General features: G+C 72.2%; 21 protein-coding genes. 8 read left to right on the forward strand and 13 right to left on the reverse strand.

Annotation, left to right across the window (positions count from 1 at the left end):
• Window positions 1-135: 135 nt before the first annotated feature.
• A complete protein-coding gene (locus tag ASE27_RS01070) occupies window positions 136-402 on the reverse strand; it encodes a GlsB/YeaQ/YmgE family stress response membrane protein (RefSeq protein ID WP_056644819.1) in 267 nt (88 codons plus the stop codon).
• A 214-nt stretch (window positions 403-616) separates the two neighbouring features.
• On the opposite strand from ASE27_RS01070, the gene ASE27_RS20055 reads away from it, so the two are divergent.
• Window positions 617-1,003 (forward strand): RNA-binding S4 domain-containing protein, encoded by a 387-nt coding sequence (locus ASE27_RS20055; protein ID WP_056646500.1) that lies wholly within the window; start codon window positions 617-619, stop codon window positions 1,001-1,003.
• Here ASE27_RS20055 and argG read toward each other — a convergent pair.
• From argG to ASE27_RS20730, 3 genes are all read right to left on the reverse strand, one after another.
• Entirely contained in the window at window positions 1,000-2,442 is a 1,443-nt protein-coding gene (gene argG / locus ASE27_RS01080) for an argininosuccinate synthase (protein WP_056644822.1), read from the reverse strand. The two genes, ASE27_RS20055 and argG, sit on opposite strands and share 4 nt — an antisense overlap.
• Window positions 2,443-2,596: 154 nt before the next feature.
• Entirely contained in the window at window positions 2,597-3,367 is a 771-nt protein-coding gene (locus ASE27_RS01085; RefSeq protein ID WP_068710235.1) for a lytic polysaccharide monooxygenase, read from the reverse strand.
• Window positions 3,368-3,607: 240 nt separating this feature from the next.
• A complete protein-coding gene (locus tag ASE27_RS20730) occupies window positions 3,608-4,423 on the reverse strand; it encodes a lytic polysaccharide monooxygenase (RefSeq protein ID WP_235535318.1) in 816 nt (271 codons plus the stop codon).
• 468 nt (window positions 4,424-4,891) lie between these two features.
• On the opposite strand from ASE27_RS20730, the gene ASE27_RS01095 reads away from it, so the two are divergent.
• Window positions 4,892-5,458 (forward strand): flavodoxin family protein, encoded by a 567-nt coding sequence (locus ASE27_RS01095; RefSeq protein ID WP_056644831.1) that lies wholly within the window; start codon window positions 4,892-4,894, stop codon window positions 5,456-5,458.
• Between the two features lie 56 nt (window positions 5,459-5,514).
• Here ASE27_RS01095 and ASE27_RS01100 read toward each other — a convergent pair whose 3' ends face one another.
• The 3 genes from ASE27_RS01100 to ASE27_RS01110 all read right to left on the reverse strand — a co-directional run bounded on the left by ASE27_RS01100 (window position 5,515) and on the right by ASE27_RS01110 (window position 8,869).
• A complete protein-coding gene (locus tag ASE27_RS01100) occupies window positions 5,515-5,907 on the reverse strand; it encodes a GntR family transcriptional regulator (RefSeq protein WP_056644834.1) in 393 nt (130 codons plus the stop codon).
• Window positions 5,904-6,803, reverse strand: coding sequence for a hypothetical protein (locus tag ASE27_RS01105; RefSeq protein ID WP_056644837.1), 900 nt, complete (start codon window positions 6,801-6,803; stop codon window positions 5,904-5,906). The genes ASE27_RS01100 and ASE27_RS01105 overlap by 4 nt, the downstream gene beginning before the upstream one ends.
• Window positions 6,804-6,931: 128 nt before the next feature.
• Window positions 6,932-8,869: a glycosyl hydrolase family 28-related protein gene (locus ASE27_RS01110; RefSeq protein ID WP_056644840.1), complete on the reverse strand. Its 1,938-nt coding sequence runs from the start codon at window positions 8,867-8,869 to the stop codon at window positions 6,932-6,934.
• Between the two features lie 371 nt (window positions 8,870-9,240).
• Here ASE27_RS01110 and ASE27_RS01115 point away from each other — a divergent pair, with 371 nt between their 5' ends.
• Complete coding sequence (locus ASE27_RS01115; protein WP_056644843.1) at window positions 9,241-10,086, forward strand: alpha/beta hydrolase; 846 nt, start codon at window positions 9,241-9,243, stop codon at window positions 10,084-10,086.
• Window positions 10,087-10,132: 46 nt separating this feature from the next.
• On the opposite strand, the gene ASE27_RS01120 is transcribed toward ASE27_RS01115, so the two are convergent.
• From ASE27_RS01120 to ASE27_RS01135, 4 genes are all read right to left on the reverse strand, one after another.
• On the reverse strand, window positions 10,133-12,955 hold the full coding sequence (locus tag ASE27_RS01120) for a LuxR family transcriptional regulator (protein WP_056644846.1): 2,823 nt from the start codon (window positions 12,953-12,955) through the stop codon (window positions 10,133-10,135).
• Window positions 12,956-13,400: 445 nt separating this feature from the next.
• Entirely contained in the window at window positions 13,401-16,001 is a 2,601-nt protein-coding gene (locus tag ASE27_RS01125; RefSeq protein ID WP_056644849.1) for an ABC transporter permease, read from the reverse strand.
• Window positions 16,001-16,810 (reverse strand): ABC transporter ATP-binding protein, encoded by an 810-nt coding sequence (locus ASE27_RS01130; RefSeq protein ID WP_082608372.1) that lies wholly within the window; start codon window positions 16,808-16,810, stop codon window positions 16,001-16,003. The genes ASE27_RS01125 and ASE27_RS01130 overlap by 1 nt, the downstream gene beginning before the upstream one ends.
• Before the next feature lie 219 nt (window positions 16,811-17,029).
• Window positions 17,030-19,300, reverse strand: a complete 2,271-nt coding sequence (locus ASE27_RS01135; RefSeq protein WP_056644852.1) for a transglycosylase domain-containing protein — start codon at window positions 19,298-19,300, stop codon at window positions 17,030-17,032.
• Between the two features lie 162 nt (window positions 19,301-19,462).
• Here ASE27_RS01135 and ASE27_RS01140 point away from each other — a divergent pair, with 162 nt between their 5' ends.
• Both ASE27_RS01140 and ASE27_RS01145 read left to right on the forward strand, forming a co-directional pair.
• A complete protein-coding gene (locus ASE27_RS01140) occupies window positions 19,463-20,125 on the forward strand; it encodes a TMEM175 family protein (protein WP_056644855.1) in 663 nt (220 codons plus the stop codon).
• Window positions 20,126-20,156: 31 nt separating this feature from the next.
• Window positions 20,157-20,456, forward strand: a complete 300-nt coding sequence (locus ASE27_RS01145; RefSeq protein WP_056644857.1) for a DUF1330 domain-containing protein — start codon at window positions 20,157-20,159, stop codon at window positions 20,454-20,456.
• A gap of 33 nt (window positions 20,457-20,489) precedes the next feature.
• Here ASE27_RS01145 and ASE27_RS01150 read toward each other — a convergent pair whose 3' ends face one another.
• Window positions 20,490-21,188, reverse strand: coding sequence for a phosphatase PAP2 family protein (locus ASE27_RS01150; protein WP_056644860.1), 699 nt, complete (start codon window positions 21,186-21,188; stop codon window positions 20,490-20,492).
• A 254-nt stretch (window positions 21,189-21,442) separates the two neighbouring features.
• Here ASE27_RS01150 and ASE27_RS01155 point away from each other — a divergent pair, with 254 nt between their 5' ends.
• Window positions 21,443-22,234 (forward strand): TIGR02569 family protein, encoded by a 792-nt coding sequence (locus tag ASE27_RS01155; protein WP_157257331.1) that lies wholly within the window; start codon window positions 21,443-21,445, stop codon window positions 22,232-22,234.
• Window positions 22,235-22,258: 24 nt separating this feature from the next.
• On the opposite strand, the gene ASE27_RS01160 is transcribed toward ASE27_RS01155, so the two are convergent.
• Window positions 22,259-22,510 (reverse strand): hypothetical protein, encoded by a 252-nt coding sequence (locus ASE27_RS01160; RefSeq protein WP_056644865.1) that lies wholly within the window; start codon window positions 22,508-22,510, stop codon window positions 22,259-22,261.
• A 100-nt stretch (window positions 22,511-22,610) separates the two neighbouring features.
• Here ASE27_RS01160 and ASE27_RS01165 point away from each other — a divergent pair, with 100 nt between their 5' ends.
• Together ASE27_RS01165 and ASE27_RS21100 are read left to right on the forward strand one after the other, a co-directional pair.
• Window positions 22,611-23,141 (forward strand): NUDIX domain-containing protein, encoded by a 531-nt coding sequence (locus ASE27_RS01165; protein ID WP_056644868.1) that lies wholly within the window; start codon window positions 22,611-22,613, stop codon window positions 23,139-23,141.
• Between the two features lie 207 nt (window positions 23,142-23,348).
• Window positions 23,349-24,278: a cold-shock protein gene (locus tag ASE27_RS21100; RefSeq protein WP_056644872.1), complete on the forward strand. Its 930-nt coding sequence runs from the start codon at window positions 23,349-23,351 to the stop codon at window positions 24,276-24,278.
• The last annotated feature ends 340 nt before the right edge of the window (window positions 24,279-24,618 follow it).

Consider the following 24,618-nt stretch of genomic DNA (forward strand, 5'->3'; position numbering starts at 1 on the left):
GCGGGGTGGGAGCGGTCCACGGTTTTTCGGGTGCGTCCGCGTCGCCGGACGGCCCGGCCCGTCGAGGGGCCGGGCCGTCCGGGGTGGTGCGGTGCGCCGCAGGAAGCCGCCAGGCGCCCGACGGCGGAGCGAGCGTCAGGCCTTCGACCTGCGGCCCGAGATCAGGCCCCAGATGAGCAGCACGACGAGCGAACCGATGAAGGCCCAGAACCAGGTCGAGAAGGACCAGAACTCCTGGTTGGGGTCGGAGCCGAAAGCCCTGCCGATGAATCCACCGACGAACGCCCCGACGACGCCGACGATCAGCGTCACGACCCAGCCTCCACTTGCCCTACCAGGCATGATGGCGCGAGCGATGGCTCCCATGATGAGGCCGATGACGATCCAGGACAGAATCCACATAGCCACTCCGTTCTCCGGGCGACGACCCGGACGGTGCGAGTGCGGCCGGGTGGCGTCGGTTCCCGTTCACCGTGGCACGGTTGCGCGGGGTTCGCACGCCCAAAGACGACATTCGCCGCAGTGGCGCTCGGCGCCGTCGGGCGTGACGGCCGGTCCCGCGCAGGCCGGGAGCCGCCTACGCTGGGGTGGTCCGACGTCGGGAAGGGAAGTGGCCATGCGGGTCGACAGCTGGCTCTGGGCGGTCCGCCTGACCAAGAGCCGATCGGTGTCCACGGCCGCGTGCCGCGCCGGGCACGTCAAGGTGAACGGGACGCGGGTCAAGCCCGCCGCGAACCTCAAGGTCGGCGACACCGTGACCTACCGCGGTGAGCGTGAACGGATCGTCGAGGTCGTCCAGCTCCTCGCCAAGCGCGTCGGTGCGCCCGAGGCCGCGAAGGCGTACGTCGACCACAGCCCACCGGTGCTGCCGCGCGAGGCGGTGCCGTTCGTGCCGGTGCGCGACCGCGGGGCAGGGCGCCCGACGAAGCGAGAACGACGCGAGATCGACAAGCTGCGCGGGCGCGACCTGCCCCCGGTGGGCTGGGTCGACGAGGACGACTAGTCGACCCCGAACTCCATCGCGGCGCGGTCCAGCGCCTCGTCGAGCTCGGACGAGGAGGTGCCGCGCGACGCGATGGCCTCGGCGCCGCCCTCGGGCATCTGGCCGATGAGCTCGGTCTGTCCCGTCCCGATCAGCGCCGCGTGCTGCGCGCCGACCATGCCGAGACCCGCGTACTGCTCGAGCTTGGCGCGCGAGTCGGCGATGTCGAGGTTGCGCATGGTGAGCTGGCCGATCCGGTCCGTGGGACCGAACGCCGAGTCCGTCGTGCGCTCCATCGACAGCTTGTCGGGGTGGTAGGAGAAGTTGGGGCCCGTCGTGTCGAGGATCGAGTAGTCCTCGCCGCGACGCAGGCGCAGCGTCACCTCGCCCGTGATCGCGGCACCGACCCAGCGCTGCAGGGACTCGCGGATCATGAGGGCCTGCGGGTCGAGCCAGCGGCCCTCGTACATGAGGCGGCCCAGGCGACGGCCGTCGTTGTGGTAGCTCGCGACCGTGTCCTCGTTGTGGATCGCGTTGACCAGACGCTCGTAGGCGATGAACAGCAGCGCCATGCCCGGGGCCTCGTAGATGCCGCGGCTCTTGGCCTCGATGATCCGGTTCTCGATCTGGTCGGACATGCCGAGCCCGTGGCGGCCACCGATCGCGTTCGCCTCCATGACCAGGGCGACGGCGTCGTCGAACTCCTGACCGTTGATCGCGACCGGACGACCCTTCTCGAAGCGGATCGCGACGTCCTCGGTCGCGATCTCGACCGAGGGGTCCCAGAAGCGCACGCCCATGATGGGCTCGACGTCCTCGAGGCCCGTGTCGAGGTGCTCGAGGGTCTTGGCCTCGTGCGTCGCACCCCAGATGTTGGCGTCGGTCGAGTAGGCCTTCTCGGTGCTGTCGCGGTACGGCAGGTCGTGCGCGAGCAGCCACTCCGACATCTCCTTGCGCCCACCGAGCTCGGTGACGAAGTCGGCGTCGAGCCACGGCTTGTAGATGCGCAGGTTCGGGTTGGCGAGCAGGCCGTAGCGGTAGAACCGCTCGATGTCGTTGCCCTTGAACGTGGAGCCGTCGCCCCAGATCTGGACGTCGTCCTCGAGCATGGCCCGCACGAGCATGGTGCCGGTCACGGCGCGACCGAGCGGGGTCGTGTTGAAGTAGGAGCGCCCGCCCGAGCGGATGTGGAACGCGCCGCACGTGATCGCGGCCAGCCCCTCCTCCACGAGCGCTGCGCGGCAGTCGACGAGACGGGCCAGCTCGGCACCGTAGGCCATGGCGCGGCCCGGCACGGAGTCGATGTCCGGCTCGTCGTACTGCCCGATGTCAGCGGTGTAGGTGCAGGGCACCGCACCCTTGTCGCGCATCCACGCGACGGCGACGGAGGTGTCGAGACCCCCGGAGAAGGCGATGCCGACGCGCTCGCCGGCCGGAAGTGAAGTGAGTACCTTGGACACGACTCAAGTATATGCAGACGATTGCATATTCATGCAATCGGAACGGGGAGAGGGCCCGCCCGGGGCCGCCTGCTGATCCAGGCGGGCTCCGGACGGGCCCTGGCGATGCTCCCGCCGTCACGTTCTCCAGCGCGTCGACGGGACGGTCGTCACCTCAGCAGGCGCCGAGGTTCTTCCACACCCCCCACTGGCCGCTCGTGCCCGGGTTCTCGCCCGTGGTCCACCACTTGGCCTCGTACTTCGTGTTGTTGTAGGAGACGCGGGCGCCGCCCGTGTAGACCGAGCCCGCCGACCAGGCCGGGTCCGTGCACGTGCCGTTGCCGGTCGTGCCGCCGGTGGTGCCCGTCGGGTCGCCGCCCGTGGGGTTGCCACCGGTCGGGTCGCCGCCCGTCGGGTTGCCCGTGGGGTCGCCGCCGACCGAGATGTCGACGCAGTTGTAGAACGCGTTGACGGTGTTGGACACGTTCCACCGGGCGAGCACGGTGTGGTTGCCCGCGGGCAGGTTCGTCAGGGTGTGCGAGATGTTGCTCGGCGGCTGTGCGCCACCCTGGCTGAACGTCTGGTGCAGCTTGCCGTCGACGAAGTACTCCCACGTGCTCGTGTTGTGGGCTGCCGTGAGCTTCCACTGGAACGTCACCGTCGAGCCGACGCTCTTGCGAGGCCAGGCCTTGCTGTTGTCGTCCAGGACGGTGAACCCGCTGCCGCCCGAGCACTGCATGGACCCCTTGGGTGCCTCGACGCTCTGGGGCTCGTACTGCACCCCGCCACAGCTGAAGGACACCGCGCCGGTCGCACAGTTGTCCTGCCGGCTGGGCGGGGACGTGATCCACCCGTGCGCCGAGGCGCTGGGTGCCACGATGATCGGGGCTGCGATCGCTGCCACTCCGAGGACGGCGGCGATCATCGCCGCGCGTAGTCGTCTCATGTTTCTCTTCTCGCTCTCCATGGAAGTCGGTAGGCCCCATTGCCGGGCGACCTACTCATGTCGAATCGGACATCTTCGACGCTAAGGAAAGAAACAGGCAGGCACAATCCGGTAAAGCACGTAGGGGGTCCTACGTATCGGGCACGCGCAGAAGTGGCGCCGTGCCAGGAGAATTCCTGGCACGGCGCCACTTCTGTGCGCTTCGTGCGCGGTACCTCACGCCCTCACGGGCATCGGGTCTCAGCAGGCGCCGAGGCTCTTCCAGGGGCCCCACTGCGCGCCGGCGCTGGGAGCCTCACCCTTGGTCCACCACTTGGCCTCGTAGACCTGGCCGTCGAGCGACACCTTGGTGCCGCCCGTGTAGACGGCGTTGGTGTCCCAGGCCGCGTCGGTGCACGTGCCGGGCGTGCCGCCCGTGGTGCCGCCGGTGGTTCCACCGGTCGTGCCGGTCTCGCCGCCCGTGGTGCCGCCGGTCGTGCCGGTCTCGCCGCCCGTGGTGCCGCCGGTCGTGCCGGTCTCGCCGCCCGTGGTGCCGCCGGTCGTGCCACCCGTGGTGCCGCCACCCTCGACCGTGATGTCGATGCAGTTGTAGAACGAGTTGACCGTGTCGGCCACGTTCCAGCGCGCGAGGATGGTGTGGTTGCCCGCCGGCAGGTTCGTCAGCGTGTGCGAGATGTCCTTCGGCGGCTGGGCGCCACCCTGGTCGTAGGTCTGGTGCAGCTTGCCGTCGACGAAGTACTCCCAGGTGCTCGTCGCGTGGTTCGCGGTGAGCTTCCACTGGATCTTGACCGACGAGCCGACCGTGGTGCGGGGCCAGGGCTTGCTGTTGTCGTCGAGGATCGCGTAGGCGCTGCCGCCGCTGCAGGTCGTGCCGCCGTGCGGGGCCTCGACGCTCTGCGGCTCGTACTTCAGGGTGCCGCAGTCGAAGGACACGGCGCCGGTCGCGCAGTTGTCCTGACGGCTCGGCGGGGAGGTGACCCAGCCGTGTGCAGAGGCGGCGGGCGCCAGCACCACGGGGGCGACGATGGCGGTCGCGCCGAGAACGGCGGTGATCATTGCCGCGCGAAGTCGTCTCATGTGCATCTCGCTTTCTTTGTGGCGAACGGCGAGACGCAGGGCCTCGGTCCACCTCGACCAGAACGGTGCGACGTTAGGTCAGCGGTCGTCGCGTCTTCAAACGGTCGGCAGGCGTACGGGAAACCACGTAGTCGTGTCGTCCTGGCGCCCGGAGCGGCGTCTTGGTGCGGTTGGTGAACGGAATTCTCCGGCAGATGAGAGCTCCATGAGATCGTTTCGACGTTTAATCGTGTGGAGAACACCTATATGACTGGAACGTCCGGTCTCGGGGTGGTCGGCGCACCGGCAGGCAGCCGACGCCCGGGCTCCGGAGTGGCGTCCCGACCGCGGGAGAGCGGCGCGACCCCCTCTGGGCGAGCGGCGCCGTCGGGCGGGGGGACGAAAGTCCCTGACCCCCGGGACCGTCGTCCGTGGCCCGGGGCGGGCTGCGGACGCGAGGCTGGGAGCATGACGAACCGTGGAGAGAACCTGACTGCTGCCGTCGTCTACGAGTCGATGTTCGGGAACTGTGAGAAGGTCGCCCGCCAGATCGCCGCGGGCATGGCGACGGGCGTTCCCGTCAAGGTCGTCGACGTCGCGGACGCCGTGGCGGACCCCTCGCTCCTCGACGACGTCGACCTGGTGGTCGCGGGCGGTCCGACGCACTCCATGTCGATGAGCCGCCCGGGGACCCGGGCCGAGGCCGTCCAGCGCTCGGGCGGCACGGTGCCGGCCCGCAACGTCGGGCTCCGCGAGTGGTGCGTCGCGCTCCCCGACCACTCCGAGGGGACCGGCCCGCGCTGGGTCACGACGTTCGACACGCGCACCGCCCTGGGCCGTGCGATCCCGAGCTCGGCGTCGCGCGCCGCGGCCAGGATCATCACGCGCAAGGGCTACGAGATGCTCGTCCCGCTCAAGTCGTTCCTCGTCGAGGACGCGGCGGGGCCGCTGGTCGACGGGCACATGGAGCAGGCGTACGTGTGGGGCGAGTCGATCGCCGCGGCGCTGCGCGCGAAGGCGCCGCTCACGGTCTGAGACCGTGGGTGCACGACGGCCCCACCAGCAGCCGAGCCCGGCCGGGGAAGACGGGTTCAGCCGCCGGTGGGGCCGTCGTGCTGCTGGAGCAGGCCCGTGACGACGTCGAGGATCACGGAGTCCTCCATGCCGAGCGCCCGTCCGTGGGCCACGAGCTCGGTCGCGCGCGCGGCGAACGAGCGCTGGTCGGCCTCCGAGGTGCCGTGCTCGGGCACCGCGACCACGGTCCCCGTGCGTCGCCGCGAGACGACGGCCCCGGTCGCCTCGAGCTCGCGGTAGGCGCGCTGGACCGTCCCGACCGAGATCCCCAGGTCGCGCGCGAGGTCGCGCGACGAGGGCAGGCGGTCGCCCGGGCTCAGGGCCCCGAGCGAGACGAGCGCGGTGATCTGGCTGCGGATCTGCTCGTAGACGGGGACGGGTCCTTCGAGGTCGACCGTGAGGGTCTTCATGCGGCGGACGGCTGGGGCGCCGCGGGAGCGGCCGGTGCGGGGTGGCGCGCGAGCACCGAGAGGCCCGCGACGACCGAGGTGATCCCGATCGCCGTGGCGACCGCGAAGGCGACGAACGCGGCGGGGCTGCGGTCCGCCGAGAACAGGGCGAGGGACGCGAGGAGCATGACCGCGGCCGTGCCCAGCCCGACGAGGAGTTGCACGCCCGCGAGCACGTGCGCGGCGCTGAGGCGGCGCAGCGCGTCGTCCTCGGCGGCGGTCGCGCCGCTCACGACCGCACGGCGCGAGACCAGCTTGAGGACGCCCAGCGTCGCGAGGGTCACGACGGCCAGCGCGACGAGCAGCGGCACCCCGTAGGGCCAGCCCGGGTACGGGCCCGAGCTCCCGGTGGACCAGCCGTCGGGCGAGACCTGGATGGGGGCGTCGACGGCACGTCCGCCCTCGCCCGCGGTCAGACCGAACACCACGAGCCCGACGGCGGAGACCGCCACGGTCACGAGGAAGAGCGTCAGGCGCCACTCGCCCAGGGAGCGGACGCTGCGACGAGAGAGGGCCGCGGTCCGCACCGCGCCCTGGGTGCGGGGCCAGGTCAGCTCGCCCACGGCGCGGACGGCGAGCAGGAGCACGGCCGTGGCGGGCGGTGCGACGGCGAGCAGCAGGCCGGGGGTGTGCGTGCTGCTCGTGAGGTCCGCGGCGCCCACGGGGGAGAGGGCGTAGGCGATCACGAGCAGCGCGAGCAGGCCCGCGACGGCCGAGGTCGTCCGTTCGTGGGTCAGGGCGGCGTCGAGCACCTTGCGGGTCGGGTGCCGACGGACGCGGACGGAGCCGGCCAGGATCAGCACAGCGGCCGAGACGGCGCAGAGCGCGGCCAGGGCGGCGACGGGCGGACCGAACATGGGCACTCCTCCGACTGGATCAATGAATCATAGTATTGACTCATTGGAGCCCGGGTGTCCACCCCGCCCGTCGCGGTCCCGACCACGGGGTGCGCCTCGCCGCGTGGCTCGGCGCACCCCGCGGTCAGTCACCAGGTCGAAGGCGCCGGGGGTGCGACGACCGGGGGCCGGTCGTCGCACGTGATGGTGTTCGGCAGCTCCCACGGCGCGAGCCACGGGCCGGTGGTCCCGCCCCCGTCGTTGCCGCCGAGGTCGGTCACCGTGAACTCGGAGCCCGTCGCCGGGAAGTTGAACGAGCCGCAGTTGTTGATGCCGACCGCCCCGACGTTCCGGGCGTCGACGTTCTCGAACGTCGCCGAGCCCGCGACCCGCGCGCTCAGGACCGAGGTGCCGGTCCCGTCGATCCGCGTGTCCTTGAAGTGGACGCCACGGATCGCGACCTGGTCCTTCACGGGCCAGTCGGAGACCAGCATGATCGCGTTGTAGGTGCTGTCGAGGAAGTGGTTGCCGACGACCTGGACGTCGGCGTCGATGTCGCGGTCGAGCGCGTAGAACCAGATCGCACCGAGCCCGATGTTCCAGTTGAGCTCGTACGTCCCGGACCGCACGGTCGTGTTGTCCGTGATCCGGAGGCTGCCCGTGAAGGGCTCGGCGCCGAACCGTGACCCGACGTGGAGCGCGCTGCCCTCGCGGACGGGGTCGGCGACCAGGTTCCTCGACACGGTGTTGTCGGTGCCGCCGTAGACCGCGATCCCGTTCGCGAGCGTCGGGGACTGGATCGTGTTCCGGTCGAACGTGTTGTTCGCGTTGGCGAGCTTCTCCGACCACATGGCCAGGCCGTCGTCGCCCGTGTTGCGGACCAGGTTGTTCGAGACGACCGAGCCGGTCACGCCGCCGTGGAAGTTGAGACCGTCGGCGATCTGGTCGGTGATGACGTTGTTCGTGACGCGCAGGTTGTCCATGGGGCCGTCGAACCACAGCCCCACCTTGGTCCGGTGGATGTAGAGCCCGTCGATCGTCGAGTCGCTCATGGCCCCGCCCACGCCGTTCACCTGGTCGGTGTCGATGCGCTCGCGGACGTCTCCCTCGATCGTGAACCCGGACAGGTGGACCTCGCGGCTCCCGCCGTCCGCCGCGTCCTTGCCGTAGAAGCCCACCCCCGTGTGCACCGAGCCGTCGGGCGCGGGCGTCGCGAGCGTCGTCTCGCGGCCCTTGACGATCGTGTACCAGCTGCCCGCGCCCTGGATCGTCACGTCGTCGACCATGATGTGGCGGTTCACCTGGAAGGTGCCCGGCGGGACGTAGACGGGGAGCCTGGCCTTCTTCGCGAACGCGATCGCCTTGTCGAACGCGGCGGCCGAGTCGCGGCGACCCAACGGGTCGGCGCCGAACGCGAGCACGTTCGCGGCGCGCAGCGTGAGCTTCGGAGGGGCCACGACCTGCGAGTCGAGCAGGTCGATCACGGTCCAGGCGGCCTGGCTCCCGGCGGGGACGGTGAGCCGGACGGTCGAGCCGGCCGGGTAGGTCCTCGTCAGGAGCAGGCGCTGCTCGTCGTAGAAGTGCGTGGGCCGGAACGGCTTGGTGATCTCGGGGGCGGGGGTCGTGGCGGCCGGGACGCACGCGCACTCGGTGATCCACCAGTCGGGGTGCAGGAGGTCCGCGCCCGGGTCGTTCGTGAACGGGTACTGGTTGTAGAGCCACGAGTACTGCGAGGTGAGCGTCATGGTCCGGCTCGGGCCCCGGTCGACCGACACTGCGAGCGGAGCGGTGATCCCGCCGCCGCCCGGCGCGTCCGGGATCGAGTACCGCACGGTCAGCGCGTTGGCGGCCTTCGGCAGCGTGAACTCGACGTACTGGCCCGGTGCGAGCCGGACGCCCGAGCGTCCCGAGGCCTCGGACGCGAGCGTGTAGGCCGTCCGGTCGGGGGTGAGGACGGTGCCGTCCGTGACGGCCGACTCGGCCTCCTGCTCGACGATCCCGAGGTCCGCGCCGCGGCCCGCGACGAGGTCCGGGGCCAGTGCCGCACGGGTCGCGGCGGGGCTCGGGGGGGCGCGGGTCGCGGCCATGGGCGGCCGCGCCGGCCGCGGTGCCGACCACGAGGCCGAGTGCGACGGTGAGCGCGGTGAGCGAGGTCAGGGGGGATCGGGACCGCCCTCGTCCTCCGAGGGGGAGAGTGGGGCTGAGGTGTGTTCGTGTCATCGTCGACTCGACTTCTCTCGGGAAGGCGCTGCCTTCGCGGTGCAGGGCGTCCTCGCCCTGACGGTGAGCCCGAATCTATGGCCGAGCGTTCACCCGCGCAAGGGTTCTGCGAGAAGTTTTCGCGCTTCTGTCGATTTCTTGCGTCGATCCGGTGGTGACTACCCGCGACGGGTGATGCCCCGACCACCAGGTGCCGGGGAAGGTGGGGAGCACGATCCCTCGGCCACAGGAGACCACCATGAGCGACACCACCCCGCCGACCGCCCCTGACACCGTGGTCCTCGTCCACGGCCTGTGGATGACGCCTCGCAGCTGGGAGCACTGGGTCCCGTACTACGAGGCCAAGGGGTTCCGCGTGCTCACGCCCGGCTACCCGGGGTTCGAGATCGAGGTCGAGGCGCTGCGCGAGAACCCCGAGGTCATCGCGAGGCTCACGGTCCCCGAGACCGTCGACCACCTCGCCGGGATCGTCGAGGGCCTCGACAGGCCGCCCATCATCATGGGCCACTCGTTCGGCGGCACCCTGACCCAGCTCCTGCTGGCCCGCGGCCTGGGCGCGTCGGCCGTCGTGATCGACGCGGCCCCGACCGAGGGCGTGCGGGTCAACCCGCCGTCGCAGATCAAGTCGCTCTTCCCCATCCTCAACAACCCCGCCAAGGCGCACCGCGCCGCGGGGTTCACGCCCGAGCAGTTCCACTACGCGTTCACCAACACGCTCACGGCCGAGGAGTCCCGCGAGGTCTACGACCGCTACCACATCCCTGCACCCGGGAGCTGGGTGTGGGCCTACGGGCTCATCGCCAACTTCAAGCCGGGCAAGCAGGAGACCTGGGTCGACTACGACGCCGACCGTGCACCGCTCCTGTTCATCACGGGCAGCGAGGACCACATCATGCCGGCGTCGGTGAACCGGTCGAACGCCCACAAGTACCACCGCTCGCCCGCGGTGACCGAGGTCCTGGACTTCGAGGGCCGTTCGCACTGGACGTGCGCCGAGCCCGGCTGGGAGGCCGTCGCGGACGCCGCCCTCCACTGGGCCGTCGCGCACGCCCGGGCGCCCCAGGCCGCGGGGGAGCCGGCCTGAGACGACCGACCACCTGCGCGAGGCTCCCGCCCGGCACGGGCGACGTCTACCGCCGGACCGTCGCTCCGGCGTCGGGCGGGCGCAGCGCGTGCGCGAGCTGACGGCGCGAGGAGACCCCGAGCTTCCGGAACGCCTTGCGCAGGTGGTAGTGCACGGTGTGCGGGCTGATGAACAGGTGCGCGGCGATCTCTGCGTTGGTCGCGCCCGTGGCGGCGAGCTCGGCCACGCTCTGCTCCTGCGCGGTCAGACCCGTCGTGGGGCGGTCGAGCGGGACCTGGGCCCGCCCCGTGACCGCAGCCAGCTCGCGGCGGGCGCGCGCCGCGAACGGCTCGGCGCCCATGCGCTCGAACAGGTCGAGCGCGGCGCCCAGGGCGACGGTCGCCTCGCGCCGGCGACGCCGTCGCCGCAGCCACTCGCCGTGCAGGAGGTGGGTCCGTGCGAGGTCGGCGACCGCGCGTGTCCGCGACAGGTGCCCGACGGCGTCACGGAAGTGGGCGTCCGCCTCACCGTCCTCCGCGAGGAGGGCTCGCGAGCGGGCGAGCACGCCCAGGCCCCACGGCGCCCCGCTCGCCAGGGTCACGTCGGCGAGCCGGGCGAGCGCGGCGCGGGCCGCGTCGTCGTGACCGCTGCGTCGTGCGGACTCCACGAGGTCCGGCAGGACGCGGAGCCCGACCTGCAGGAACCCCTCGCGAGCGATCGCCGACGCAGCGTCGAACGCGGCGGCGTGGTCGCCGGCGGCGAGGTCGAGCAGCATGCGCGCGGTCCGCGCCAGGCTCGCGGCCCCGCCCAGGCCCAGGTGGTCCGCGGCCCCCTGCGCCTGGTCGATCCGCTCGCGCAGCGCGGGGAAGTCGGGACCGTGCCACGCGAGCAGCTCGACGTTGGCGAAGATCCGGGCTTGCTCAGGGCTGAGCCCCACGGCCTCGCGGAGCTCGTGGACCTCGGCCAGGAGGTGGTCGGCCGCCCCGAGCTGACCCATCACGGTCTCGCACAGCGCGAGCACCCACAGGGCCGAGTCCAGGGCAGGGATCGCGCCGGCAGCCCGGGTCTGAGCGGCGGCCTGGCGCACGAGCTCGTCGCGGGCAGCGTCGTCCCACAGTGCCGTGGTCACGGCGACGGCCAGGAGGCCGTGCCGCTGGAACGTCTCGGAGGACGCCGCACCCGGCGCACGCATCGCCTCGACCGCGGCTCGTAGCGCGGGGACGCACCGGGCGTCGGGCGTCGTCGCGAGCGCTGCGAGCGCGCCCAGCAGGGTCGAGGCCATGTCGCTCGGCCGGTCGAGAGTCGTGTCGTCGGTGCTGTCGACCTCCTGGGCGCGTGCCTCGCGCGCGAGGTCCGCGAGGGTGTCGTCACCCGCCGCGCGCTCGGCGCCGAGGATCTCGCCGAACGCCGTGAGCAGCGCGTCCTGGGCAGCCGCCGGGTCCGTCGCGCGCAGCGTGCGCGCGGCGCGCAGGAAGAGGCCCGGGCTCTCGGCCGCGGCGTGCGGAGCCCCGGAGTACTTGCGGGCGACGGCCCGAGCGGTGAGGCACCGTGCGAGGACCGCCGGGGCGAGAGAGTTCTCGTCCACCCCGTCCAGGAGGGCCAGCGCACGGACCGGCGACCCGGCGAGCGACGCGGCCTCGGCCGCCGAGACCGCGCGTCCGTCCCGCCGCGGACCTGGCGCGGTGAGCTCGACCGCGCGGGCGAGGAAGGCCGCGCGGGCCGCGTAGCCGCCTCGGGCGCGGGCACGCTCGGCGCCCTGCTCGAGCGCTGCCGCCACGCCCTCGTCAGGGCCGAGGGCGGCCGCCGAGAGGTGCCAGGCACGCTGGTCGACGTCGGCCGGCCTGTTCGTCACGGCGGCGAGCGCGGCGTGGGCGGCCCGGCGCTCGCTGCCGGTCGCGCCGCGGTAGACGGCCGACCGCACGAGCGGGTGGCGGAACGCGACGTGGCTCTCGACCGTCACGAGGCGGTCGCGCTCGGGCGCGTCGGAGGCGTCGTCGGGCAGGCCGAGGGCCTCGGCGGCGGCCCTGACGTATGCCGTGTCGCCCCCGGGCTCGGTCGCGGCGAGCAGGAGCCAGCGCTGGGTCGGGCGAGCGTACGCGCGAGTGTGCCGCTGGTAGTGGTCCTCGAGGTGGCTGCCGACAGGGAGGGGCGCCGAGAGCACCGCGCCGCCCGCGAGCTGAGCGGCGCTCAGCTCGCCGCTCAGGTCGAGCAGCGCGAGCGGGTTGCCGCCGGTCGCGGCGACGATCGAGTCGGCGACCTGCGGGTCGAGGGCCGTGCCCACCCGGGAGCGCAGGAGCGAGAGCGCCGCGTCCCGCGGGAGCCCTGCGAGGTCCACCGTGGGCAGGTCCGACACCGCGGCCGCGCCCGGCGTCCCGGCCCGGACCGAGAGGACCAGGGCCACCCGCTCGGCGCGCAGCCTGCGGCCGACGAACGCGAGGAGGTCGAGGGACTCGCGGTCGAGCCACTGCGCGTCGTCGGCGAGCACGAGGACGGGGGCGTCGTCGGACAGCGCGGCCAGGAGGGACAGCACGGCGAGGCTCACGAGGAACCGGTCCGGTGCGGGGCCCGACGACGTCCCGAGGGCCGTGCGGAGCGCGTCCGCCTGGGGAGCGGGGAGGTCCGCGATGCGCGACGCCCGGGGGAGGAGCGCGCGCTGGACGGCCGCGAAGGGCAGGTCCGTCTCGGTCTCGGTCCCCGTGAGGCGTAGGACGTCGAGGCCGCCCGCCGTGGCGGACAGCCGGTCGAGCAGGGCGGTGCGGCCCGATCCGGGCTCCCCCCTCAGGACCAGCACCCGGCTCGATCCCTGACGCACCGAGGCCAGCAGGTCGTCGAGGACCTGCTTCTCGCGCTCGCGGCCGATCAGGGTCACGTCGCCCGGACGTGCGGACATGGCACCACATCCCTCGAGCCCGCCGGAGGGCTCCGTCCACGGCACGGCGGGGGTCGGGGCGCCCCTCAGCGGGACACTATCGGGTGAAGCGGGCCACGTCACCGGGAAGGGGCCACGGGCTCTGCGCGCGTCGGCGGAGGGCACCGAGAAGGTGACGGTGACGGCGACGGTGACGGTGATACGGCGACGTTCCGCCCGTGCGCCTCGCGAGCGACCACGGGCGTCCGGCTCCACTTCCCCTTCCCCTGCCCCTGCCCCTGCCCCCGCCCCTCTGCCTCGTGGGGCCCGGGGTACGGATGTGTTTTCTGCGTAGCCACCACAATTGTGGTGGCTACGCAGAAGAACACCCGCCTCCGGGAGGGGTGCGGACCCCTCCGGGAGGGGGCGGACCTGGATCACCGGTGACTGGAGCGCCGGCCAACCAGCCGACCGCCGCCGGGGTCCGTCAGTCGACCGTCACGGCGTCGAGCACCGGGAGCCGCGCCGCGCGCAGCGCGGGCCAGCCCGCGGCCAGGACGCCGACGAGCACCGCGATGCCCACCATGGCCCCGAGCCCGGCCCACGGGATCGCGAGGGCCGTGAAGCCCGTGCTCGCGAACACGGTGGGCATCGCAGCGGCGAGCCCCACGCCCACCGCGAGCCCGAGGAGCGTCCCGAACACGGCCGTGAGCACCGACTCGATGACGATCGTGCCGGCGAGCTGCGACCGTCCGAGCCCGACGGCCCGCAGCAGCCCGATCTCACGCGTCCGTTCGATCACCGACAGCGCCAGGGTGTTGACGATGCCGAGGACCGCGATGACGATCGACAGCCCCAGCAGGGCGTAGAGGATCGTGAGCATCTGGTCGATCTGGCTCGCGAGCGCCGAGACGTACTCCTCGTCGTCCATGACCGACACGATCATGTACGGCTCGGCCGCCGCGGTGACCGCAGCGTCGAGCTCGGCCTGGGTCACGCCGTCGGCCGCCTTGACCAGGAGCATGGTCGACATCTCCGCGGGGGCGACCGAGAGCTCGGCGAACACCGCGTCGGGCACGACGACCGGGACGCCCAGCGCGGGCGAGTCGAAGATCGACCCGATCGTGACGTCCACGCTGCCCTGCTGGGAGCGGAGCGTCAGCTCGTCACCCAGACCCCAGCCCTCGTCGGCCGCGGTCGCCTGGAGGACGCTGACCTGCCCGTCGGCGAGCGAGTCGAGGCTGCCCTCGACCGTCTCGGTCTGCCACGTGCGGCCGAACACCCCCGGGTCCACCCCGAGCACGAACAAGGGAGACGCGTCGGCAGCGTCCCCAGAGGACGACCCGACGAAGTACTGGTCGGCCGTCAGCGAGTCGGCCGCACCGACCTCGGGCAACGTCGAGATGTCGCTCACGGCACCCGAGGGGACCGTGCCCGTCGCGGACTCCACGACCAGGTCGGCCAGCGACTCGTCGGCCACGATGGACTTCATCGACGCCTGCATCGACACGGCCAGGACCGAGGCCGCGCCGACGAGGGACATGCCGATCATGAGGGCGCTCGCGGTGCTCGCGGTGCGGCGCGGGTTGCGCGTCACGTTGCCGCGCGCCAGCGTCCCGAGAGGCTTGGCCCACGCGACGAACGGCGCCGACATGACGTGCAGGACGCTGCGCGCGACGACGGGCGCGAGCAGGAGCGTCCCCACGATCACCCCGACGGCCCCGAGACCGAGGAGCGTCCCGGTCCCCGCGGCCTCGTCGGCTGCGGCCTGGACGACCGCGACGACCACGGCCCCGACGCCCGCCCCGGCGACGACCGCACCCGCGATGCCACGAGCGCGGAGCGACCCGGCCTGGGCGGGGGAGTCGTCACGCATGGCCTCGACCGGGGCGACGAGCGCCGCGCGTCGGGCAGGGAGGGCCGCCGACGCGACCGAGACGACCACACCCAGCACGAGCGAGACCACGACGGTCGTCGCGTCGAGCGGGATGTCGCCCGCGAGCTCCATGCCCATCGACCCGAACATCGCCTTGAGCGCGGTGACGAGCCCCAGCCCGCCGAGCACCCCGAGCGCGCCGCCGAGCGCCCCGATGACCGCGGCCTGGACCAGGATCGAGGCGAACACCTGGAGCGGGGACGCCCCCACGGCGCGCAGCAGGGCGAGCTCGCGCTGCCGCTGCCGCACCGTCATCGCGAACGTGTTGGCGATGATGAACCCGCCGACGAACAGCGAGATGCCCGCGAAGACCAGCAGGAACGTCTCGATGAACCCGAGCTGCGACGCGATGTCCTCGCGGGCCTCGTCGCGGGCCGTCGTGCCCGTGACGGTCTCGACGGGGGTCGTGGCGGTCAGCACGGCGGCGGACGCAGAGCTGTCGATCGCGGCCGTGATCCGGTCGGCGAGCTCCTGCTCGCCCACGCCGTCCTCGGCCAGGACCGAGATCGTCGAGACCATGCCGTCGGGCGCGAAGGCCGCCGCGGCCGTCGGCTCGTCGAAGAACACGATGCTCGCGCCCGCCATCGAGGCACCCATGTCCACGATCCCGGTCAGGGTCGCCTCGGCGACCTGTCCTGCGACGACGAGCGTGGTCGAGTCCCCGACCGTGAGGCCGCTGGCCTCGGCCGTGCCGGCCTCGAGCAGGAACTCCCCGGGGCCCGACGGCGCCGCGCCCTCCGCGATCGGCGTCGAGGGGTCGGCGGCCCGCCACGCGAGGCCGAACGTCGGTGCGCCCGTGGTGGGCGGCGGGGTGCCGTCCGCCCCGACGAGCACCAACGGACCGGTGTAGTCGGCGAAGGCGTGCGCGACGCCGTCGACCCCCTGGACCGTGTCCGTCAGGTCCGCCGGGATCGTGGTGCGGACCTCGCCCGCGCTCGCGTTCTCCTGCGTGAGCGCCGCGGAGTCCTCGCCGCCGCGCAGGTACACGTCGAACGAGGACCCGGCGTCGACGATCCCGTCGAAGGTCGAGGAGAGCATCTCGCGCAGCGAGAACGTGCCCGCGACGAACGAGACGCCGAGCACGACCGCGAGGATGGACAGCCCGAGGCGCACGAGGTGCGCGCGGACGTTGCGCAGGGCGACGCGCAGCATCAGGCGGCCGCCTTCTTGCGCGTGAGCGAACCCAGGACGGCGAGCACCGAGTCGGGCGTCGGGTCGGTGACCTCGTCGACGATCCGGCCGTCGGCCAGGAACAGGACGCGGTGCGCGTAGCTCGCCGCGACGGGGTCGTGCGTGACCATGACGACCGACTGGCCCAGGTCGTCGACCGACTCGCGGAGGAACGTCAGGACCTCGCGCGAGGACGTCGAGTCCAGGTTGCCCGTGGGCTCGTCCGCGAACACGACCGCGGGACGGGAGACCAGCGCCCGCGCGCACGCGACGCGCTGCTGCTGGCCGCCGGACAGCTCGCTCGGGCGGTGCGTGAGGCGGTCCGTGAGCCCGACGGCGTCGACCACCTTGGCGAGGTAGGCCCGGTCCACGGGCTTGCGGGCGATGTCGAGGGGCAGCGTGATGTTCTCCTCGGCTGTGAGCGTCGGGACGAGGTTGAACGACTGGAAGACGAATCCGAGCTGGGTGCGACGCAGCTTCGTGAGCTGTCGCTGGTTCATGCCCGAGACCACCAGGTCGTCGACCACGACCGTGCCGGCCGTCGGGGAGTCGAGCCCCGCCATGCAGTGCATGAGGGTCGACTTGCCCGAGCCCGAGGGGCCCATGATCGCGGTGAAGCGGCCACGCCCGAAGTCGACGTCGACGCCCGCGAGCGCGTGGACGGCCGTCGGGCCCTTGCCGTAGGTCTTGACCAGGCCACGGGCGGACGCGATGGTCGGCGCGGCCCCGCTCGGCGCGGGCTCGCCGGGGAGGGCGGCGGGGGACGTCGTGGTGCGGGTCGGGGAAGGCATGGCGGACTCGTCTCTGGGAGGGTGCGCTGGGCTGTGCAGCGCCCCTGACGGAGCGAGCCGACGGGGCCGCGAGCCCTGTCCACGGTCACCCCTCCGAGCCGCTGGCACCATGCTGGCGCGCACGGCCGGTGCGGGGCATCGGGGATGCCCCTGAGACGGACCCTGAGAGTTTCCTGGGGGTGAGCCTGGGCGGGAGGGGCCCGGGCTCGGTCGGCGGGACTACGGCGTCGGCGGGACCGCCGGGTCAGCGGGAGGGGCGGGGTCGGCAGGCGGGGCGGGGTCCGCGGGCGGGGCCGGCTCGGCCGGCGCGGCCGGGTCGCTCGGCGCATCTCCCTTGGGGGTCTTGGGCGGCTTGGGTGCGGGCGCCTGCCCGAGCATCGCGGGGTCCGGGCCCGGGAAGCCGACGACCGGCGTGCCCTCGAGCGCGGTCTCCATGTAGGACCGCCACGTCGGTGCGGCGAGCGTCGAGCCGTACCACCGCTTCTCGTAGCGGCCGTTGATGCGCATGTAGCTCATCGAGACGTCGTTCTCGGCGTTGCCGATCCACACGGCCGTGACGAGCTGGGGTGTGTACCCGATGAACCAGGTGTGATGGTTGTTGTTCGCGGTCCCCGACTTGCCCGCGCTCGGGCGGGAGAGCTGGGACTTCTTGGCCGTCCCCTGCGTCATGACGTTCTCCAGCGCGAACGTCACGGTGTTCGCGATCCGTGGGTCGACCGCGTTCGGGGTGCAGTTCGCCGAGGGGACGGGGAGGTCGGCACCGTCGGCGCCGACGACGCGCGTGATCGCGATCGGTGCGCAGTACGTGCCGCCGCTCGCGAACGTCGCGTACGCCGCGGCCATCTGCAGCGGGGACGAGTTCTGGGTGCCGATCGTCATGGTGGGCATGACGTGGATCGAGGACGCGTCGCCCTTGAGCTCGGAGGTGATCGACGGGCGCAGCCCGGCGTTCCACGCCATGTCCCGGACCCCGCACAGGTCCAGCTGGGACTCCATGGACGCGTACGCGGTGTTGACCGAGTTGAACGTCGCGCGCAGGACCGGGATCGACCCCTGGTCGGTCGACCCGTCGGAGTTCCCGGGCGACCAGGCGTCGCGGCCGAGACGGGCGCACGAGGCGCGGAAGTCCCTGTTGGGCACGAACGTGCGCTTGTTCGCGTTGACCGTGTCGTTGAGGGTGTGGCCCGAGCGCAGCCACTCGGCGAGCGTGAACACCTTCCAGGTCGACCCGGGGGAGAAGCCCCGCGACGAGCCGTGGAGCTGGTCCGAAGAGTAGTTGATGGCCGTGGTCCCGGGGGCGGGTTCGCGGGAGACGTCGTAGGGCCGGTTCTGGGCCATCGCGAGGATCTTCCCGGTCCCGGGCTCGACGGTCACCAGCGCGTCCTCGAGGCCGCTCGGGTCCAGGGCGGGGACGGCGGCCGTGATGTTGGCCTCCGCGGCGGCCTGCAGGCGGGGGTCGAGGGTCGTGGTGATGTCGAGGCCGCCGCGGTAGAGCAGGGCCTGACGATCCTTCTTGGTCTCGCCGAACGTGGGGTCCGACGTGATGACCTTGGTGACGTAGTCGCAGAAGAACGCCGCACCGGCCGCCGTCTGGCACCCGGCGGAGATGGGCTGGACGTTGAGCGTCGCGGGAAGCGGGGTCGCGACGGCCTCGTCGTGCTCCTGCTGGGTGATGTACTCCTGCTGGAGCATCCTGTCGAGGACCCTGTTGCGGCGCGCCTCGGAGTTGGCCGGGTTCGTCACGGGGTCGTACCGGGTCGGTGCGTTCGTCACCCCGGCGATGGTCGCGGCCTCGACGATGCCGAGCTCGGAGGCGTGCTTGCCGAAGTAGTGGAGCGAGGCCGTCTCGACGCCGTAGACCCGGATGCCGAACTGCGCGATGTTGAGGTAGCCCTGCAGGATCTCGTCCTTGGTCATGACCGTCTCGAGCGAGATCGCGAGCTTGGCCTCGCGGGCCTTGCGGCCCAGCGTGTCGTCGCGGGCAGCGCGGACCGCGATGGGGTCCTCGTCGCGCATGGCCTGCTCGATCAGGACGTTCTTCACGTACTGCTGCGTCAGGCTCGACCCGCCCTGCGTGTCACCGCCGGTGAAGTTGTTGATCGCGGCACGGCTCACGCCCTCGGGGTCGAGCCCGCCGTGCTCGTAGAAGCGCTTGTCCTCGATCGCGACCACGGCGTTCTTCATGTGCTGCGAGACCTCGTCGAGCGGCACCACGATGCGGTTCTCGGTGTAGAACGTCGCGAGGAGCGTGGTCCCGTCGTTCGCGAAGACGCGTGACTTCTCGGAGAGGGGGCCGGGCTGCAGGTCGTCGGGGAGGTCCTCGAACAGCTGCGTGACGTCCTTGCTCACCGCGCTCGCACCGGCGGCGAGCGGCAGCAGGAGGCCGGCCGCGAGGACTCCCCCCACAGCCGACACGAGCAGGAAGGCCAGGAGGAGCGCGAGCGCCTTGACGGCGTGGGGCTGCTGGCGGGGTCGTGTGGACTGGCCCATCTGCCGACTGTACGTCTGGCGGTGCGGCACGGCTCGGCGACAGCACGGTCGTGACCTGGGCGTGACATGGGCGGTGCTGCACCGTCAGGCCTGACCCGCCCGATCCTCGCCAGGCAGCGGACGACTCGTCGCCCTAGCCTGGAGGTCGACCCGGGAGGCGACATGCTCACGTCCCGCACGCCTAGAGGCCTCGACCGGCTCGTCAACTTCACGGACGCTGCGGTGGCCATCGCCATCACGCTCCTCGTCCTGCCGCTCGTCGACCTGGTGACCGACGGCAAGGAGCACCCGCTCCGCACCCTCGTGGAGGACGAGCGGGGGACGTTCCTGGCGTTCGCGATCAGCTTCGTCGTGATCGCGAGCTTCTGGACCGGGCACCACCGGGTGTTCGAGCACCTCGAGGACTACTCCTCGGCCATGCTCTGGGCCAACTTCCTGTGGCTCGCGAGCATCGTGTTCATCCCGTTCACGACCCAGCTGCTCGCCGACCAGGGCACCGACACCGCGCCCGTGAACGCGCTGTACATCGGGACCATGATCGTCACGACCGGGAGCCTGGCCCTGATCGAGGTCCTGGCGGTGCGGGACCCCTCCCTCCAGCGCGCCGAGGTCCGTGGACAGCTCGACGCCCGTGGCGCGCTCGTCGCGATCGCGCTGCTGCTCGTCGCGCTCGTGCTGAGCGTCGTCACGCCGGTCGTCGGGCTGTACTGGCTGTTCCTGCTCTTCCTCTCCGGGCCGCTGACGCGGTTGTTCAGGTCGCGACGTCCCACGGAAGACGCGGGCGTCGCACGGAAGGCCTCGGAGGAGGCCGACGGCCAGGACTGACGCGCCGGCTCTGTGGCGCTAGCGTGACCTCGTGCCACTCACGCTCTGCGTCCTCCTCTGGGCCGTCGACGGTCAGGTCCGCTCCCTCGCGCGCTACGAGGACGAGGTCCTCGCGCTCGTCCCGCGCCACGGCGGGCGCGTGCTGTCGCGGGTCCGGAGCGTGCCCGGCGAGGACGCGTCCGGGCCCACCGAGGTGCAGGTCATCGAGATGCCCGACGACGCCGCGCTCGCCGCGTACATGGCCGACCCGGACCGCGTGGCGCTCGCGGACCTGCGGGACCGGTCGGTCGCACGGACCGAGATCGTGCGCGTGGAGCAGGTCGTCGGCTGACGGTCGGAAGCCGCGGCTGACGGCCCGCCGTCGTCAGGCCCTGACCTGCGACGTGTCGCGACGAAGGTAGCCCCACGCCAGGACTGCGCACACGACGCCGTTGACGAACCCGGCGAGGACGTCGGTCAGCGAGTGCATGCCGCGGTACAGCCGGGCGAAGCCGACCGCGAACGGGACGAGCACCGCAAGGACCGTGAGCACGACCCGGAGCGCCGGGTTCTGCACGCGCTGCGCGAGGAGCGCGAGCGTGAGGTAGAAGGCCGTGGAGGCCCCCGTGTGGCCGCTCGGGAAGCTCGAGGTGGGCGGGGCGTGGTCGAGCATCTCGACCTCGGGGCGCGAGCGGCCCACGACGAGCGAGGACGTCAGGAAGACCAGGGCCTGCAGAGACACCGCGAGCGCGGGGACCAGGGCGAACCACCACTGCCGCGTGCGCCACCAGATGAGTGCGACCGCGAGCACGCAGGCGCCGATGATGAACTCGGTCGTCCCGATCGCGGACAGCATCTCCGTGACCGTGTCGAGGAAGGGGGTCCGCCAGGTCACGAGTTTCTCGTTGATCCCGGCCTCTCCCGGCAGGTTCTCGAGCGGGCCCTTGATGAGGAACCCCAGACCCACGACGGCGAGCCACAGCGCGGCGCCGGGAAGGAACGCCCGGAGGGCCAGGTCGCGGGCGACCTCGCGGCCGGTCGGCCGAGAGGTGTCGAGCTCGTAGCGGTGGACGAACGGGTGCACAGGGCCTCCAACGGTGGTCGGCACGCGACGACTGGGGGTCGGCGCGTGAGCGTCACCGGACATTACGTGCAGACCGGGCGACTCGCGCGTCGGGAGCGGTCGCGTCGGCCGACGCGGCGGTGGGCGGTGGGCGGCGTTCGGTGCCGAGCATGCGGTTGCCGTCGTGATCCGGCGGGTTCTCGACGACAACCGCATGCTCGACCCACGACAACCGCATGCTCGTCGCGCAGCCGGCTCCTGGGTAGGGTCGTCCGGTGCAGCCACCAAGAGAGGTCCTGGAGGCTTTCGGCGCCGTCGGCCCCGCGGTGAAGCTCGACGGCGGGCGGGGCGCCGCGTGGCGCGCGGGCGACCTGGTGCTCAAGCCGCTCGACGTGCTCCCGGCCGAGCTCGACTGGCTGCGGCGCCATGCGCCGGCCGTCTGCGACGACCTGCGGCTGAGCCTGCCTGCTCCGAGCCGGACGGGCGAGCTCGTCGTCGACGGCTGGACCGCGTTCCCGGTGCTCCAGGGCGAGCACGTCGCGGGACGGTGGGCCCGGATCGCCGACGTGGCGTGGCGGTTCGCGGAGGCGTTCGACGGCGCGGAGCGGCCGTCGTTCCTCGACGAGCGGACGCACGCCTGGGCTCGTGCGGACCGCCTCGCCTGGGGCGAGGACGCGGTGGAGGTGCCCGACGACGTCCCGCACCTCCCTGCGCTGCTCGCGGCCCGGCGGGTGGTCGCCGAACGGTCGACGATCGTCCACGGCGACCTCACGGGCAACGTGCTGTTCGCCGACGACCTGCCGCCCGCCGTGATCGACCTGACCCTCTACTGGCGGCCGGTGCGATACTCGGTGGCGATCGTCGCCGTCGACGCGGTCTGCTTCGAGGGAGCGCCGCTGTCTCTCCTCGGGACGATCGACCCGAGGGAGGGCTTCGCCCAGCACCTCGTGCGCGCACTGGTGTTCCGGTTCGCGACGGACTGGTTCAACGGACTCCTGACCGAGACCTCCGAGGTCTATGCGGCGACAGTGGAGCAGGTGCTCGAGCTGGCGACGCAGGGGCGGTAGCCGCACCCTCGCCGCGGCTGGCTGTCAGGGCGCGTCGGTGGCTTTCGCACCCGAGCGGTGCAGGGCCGCCACGACAGCTACGCCCGCGATCGTCAGGACTGGCCCGAGCACGAACGCCGCTACCTCCGCGGGCATCAGGCGGCCGACGGTGTGCCCCTCGTCCGCGGCGACGCCCTCGACGTAGCCGGTGTAGGCACCCGCGGCGAACAACAGTGCTCCCACGACGATCGCGAGCCAGCACAGGACGAGGACGCCCCGTCGCAGACCTGGAGCCATGTCGTCTTCTCCTCGCTCGAACCGGCAGCTGCGGGAACCGTAGCGCAACAGCGAGATCCGCCGTCGGGCAGGTCTGGAGTGCCGCTGCGAGGATGCGTGGATGGCTGACGCAGAGACGTGGGACCTGCTCGACGACCAGGGCAGTCCCGCCGGGGAGGTGCACCGCCGAAGCGACCCGGGATGGCCCCTGGGCCGCTTCCACCTCATGGTGGCGACGTGCGTCGTCCGGTCCGACGGCCTGGTCCTGCTGACACGTCGCGCCGCGACCAAGACCTTTCCGTTTGCGTGGGAGATCCCCGGCGGCAGCGTGCTCGCGGGCGAGACCGGCGCTCAGGCGGCCGTGCGCGAGGTGCGCGAGGAGACGGGGCTCGTGATCGACGGCGAGTCCCTCACGCGGGTGGGCAGGGGGCTGCTGCCCACTGCGTTCCTCGACGTCTACGTCGCGGCCGTGCTCGGTCGCCCGCGGCTGGTCCTCGACCCGGCCGAGGTCGACGACGCCGCGTGGGTCAGCTGGGCCGAGGTCGAGGCGCAACGAGCCTCAGGAGGGATGCCTGCGCCCTGGGTCGGGAGCTTCGCCCCGCTCTGGTCGGAGCTCACGCTGGTTGTCGCGGAGGTGGCAGGCCGAGGGTGAGCCGCCAGACCACCGAGGCACGACCGGTCCACGAGCCCGTCAGTGGTGCAGGTCGATCGGGGGAGGGGCGCGGTGGTGCGTCGGTCGTAGCCATGGCCGCACGTTCGTGCCTCGACCGGGTCGAGGGTCAAGGAACCCAACGGTCGGCGGTTCCGTCCGGGGGGACAATAGGTGACAGCAATGTCTGCCGAGATAGAGGAGCCCCAAGTGCCCCAGGGAACAGTCCGATGGTTCGACGCCGACCGAGGCTTTGGCTTCATCGACCTCGGGAACGAGGCCGAAGACCTGTTCGTGCATGCGTCCGAGATCGTCGGTGACGACGGACCGAGGCTGCTCCGTGAGGGGCAGACCGTCGAGTTCGAGATGGGCGAGGGGGACCGTGGGCCCCAGGCGCGCCGCGTCCGTGTCACGGGCGACCGCGCCGCAGACGCGCCCATGGGCGTGCTCGGTACCGTCAACTGGTACGAGCCGACCAAGGGATACGGGTTCGTCACGCCCGACGACGACCGCACCGAGATCTTCGTGCACAGCTCGGCGATCGTCGGGGGCGGTGTGATCTCGGAGGGGCAGCGTGTGGCGTTCCTCGTCGTCGACGGGGAGAAGGGGCCGCAGGCCGACCACCTGCTCCCGCTCAGGGCCGAGGCCGCACGGCCCGCGTCAGACGGCGCCGACGGCACGGTGTCCTGGTACGACGACATCAAGGGCTTCGGGTTCATCGCTCCCGACTCGGGAGGCGACGACGTCTTCGTCCACGTCAAGGCGCTCGGCTCGGGGCTGACCGAGCTCTCCGAGGGCGATCGGGTGACGTACGACGTCGTCGACGGCGACAAGGGGCCGAACGCCCGCAACGTGCAGCTCGCACGCGGCTCCGGGGGCGGGCACGGCGCCATGGACCGCGGACGGCCGGGCCGTCCCGCCGCATCCGGCGGACCCGTGCGCGGCGGCGAGGGCACGGTTGCGCGCTACGACGAGGAGCGTGGTTTCGGTTTCATCACCCCCGATGACGGGGGCCTGGACCTGTTCGTGCACGTGTCGGTCGTGCGGGGTGACGAGGTCCTGGAGGAGGGCGACCGGGTCCGGTACAAGGTGCGCCAGAGCGACCGGGGACCGCAGGCCGACGCCGTCGAGCTGGCCTGAGCCAGGGGCGGTCGCCGCGAGCGAGGGGATGAGCGGCTCCAGGCGACCGGCCCCCTCGAACGACCACGGCGACCACCTCTCGCCGTGGTCGTTCGCGTGCGACACGATCTGCGTCGCCTCCTGGACGAGCCGTTCGACCCTGGGAATACTCCCCTCCAGGCCAAGGTTGAGCCTAGTGGACTCAAGTTCACGCCCCCGCCGCTTGCGCAGCGGCACGGACCGGCATAACTTGAGTGAGGACGACTCAACCGGCAGCCGGGTGGCGACACCCATCACCGGGCAGGGGAAGGTCCGGGCGAGCGCGCCACGACGCGCCGTCGGGCAGTGAACCGCCACGGGC

Origin of the sequence: Oerskovia sp. Root918 (genome assembly GCF_001428945.1) — a bacterium.
In the GTDB taxonomy this organism is placed as follows: domain Bacteria; phylum Actinomycetota; class Actinomycetes; order Actinomycetales; family Cellulomonadaceae; genus Oerskovia; species Oerskovia enterophila.

What these genes read in the sequence shown, in the direction of transcription:
- ASE27_RS01160 (WP_056644865.1), bottom strand. Translation starts at nt 22,510, where the DNA reads ATGGCTCCAGGTCTGCGACGGGGCGTCCTCGTCCTGTGCTGGCTCGCG.
- ASE27_RS01085 (WP_068710235.1), bottom strand. Translation starts at nt 3,367, where the DNA reads ATGAGACGACTACGCGCGGCGATGATCGCCGCCGTCCTCGGAGTGGCA.
- ASE27_RS01140 (WP_056644855.1), top strand. Translation starts at nt 19,463, where the DNA reads ATGCTCACGTCCCGCACGCCTAGAGGCCTCGACCGGCTCGTCAACTTC.
- ASE27_RS01120 (WP_056644846.1), bottom strand. Translation starts at nt 12,955, where the DNA reads ATGTCCGCACGTCCGGGCGACGTGACCCTGATCGGCCGCGAGCGCGAG.
- ASE27_RS01130 (WP_082608372.1), bottom strand. Translation starts at nt 16,810, where the DNA reads ATGCCTTCCCCGACCCGCACCACGACGTCCCCCGCCGCCCTCCCCGGC.
- ASE27_RS01100 (WP_056644834.1), bottom strand. Translation starts at nt 5,907, where the DNA reads ATGAAGACCCTCACGGTCGACCTCGAAGGACCCGTCCCCGTCTACGAG.
- ASE27_RS01115 (WP_056644843.1), top strand. Translation starts at nt 9,241, where the DNA reads ATGAGCGACACCACCCCGCCGACCGCCCCTGACACCGTGGTCCTCGTC.
- ASE27_RS01095 (WP_056644831.1), top strand. Translation starts at nt 4,892, where the DNA reads ATGACGAACCGTGGAGAGAACCTGACTGCTGCCGTCGTCTACGAGTCG.
- ASE27_RS01105 (WP_056644837.1), bottom strand. Translation starts at nt 6,803, where the DNA reads ATGTTCGGTCCGCCCGTCGCCGCCCTGGCCGCGCTCTGCGCCGTCTCG.
- ASE27_RS20730 (WP_235535318.1), bottom strand. Translation starts at nt 4,423, where the DNA reads ATGATCACCGCCGTTCTCGGCGCGACCGCCATCGTCGCCCCCGTGGTG.
- ASE27_RS20055 (WP_056646500.1), top strand. Translation starts at nt 617, where the DNA reads ATGCGGGTCGACAGCTGGCTCTGGGCGGTCCGCCTGACCAAGAGCCGA.
- ASE27_RS01070 (WP_056644819.1), bottom strand. Translation starts at nt 402, where the DNA reads ATGTGGATTCTGTCCTGGATCGTCATCGGCCTCATCATGGGAGCCATC.
- ASE27_RS01110 (WP_056644840.1), bottom strand. Translation starts at nt 8,869, where the DNA reads ATGGCCGCGACCCGCGCCCCCCCGAGCCCCGCCGCGACCCGTGCGGCA.
- ASE27_RS01165 (WP_056644868.1), top strand. Translation starts at nt 22,611, where the DNA reads ATGGCTGACGCAGAGACGTGGGACCTGCTCGACGACCAGGGCAGTCCC.
- ASE27_RS01135 (WP_056644852.1), bottom strand. Translation starts at nt 19,300, where the DNA reads ATGGGCCAGTCCACACGACCCCGCCAGCAGCCCCACGCCGTCAAGGCG.
- ASE27_RS01125 (WP_056644849.1), bottom strand. Translation starts at nt 16,001, where the DNA reads ATGCTGCGCGTCGCCCTGCGCAACGTCCGCGCGCACCTCGTGCGCCTC.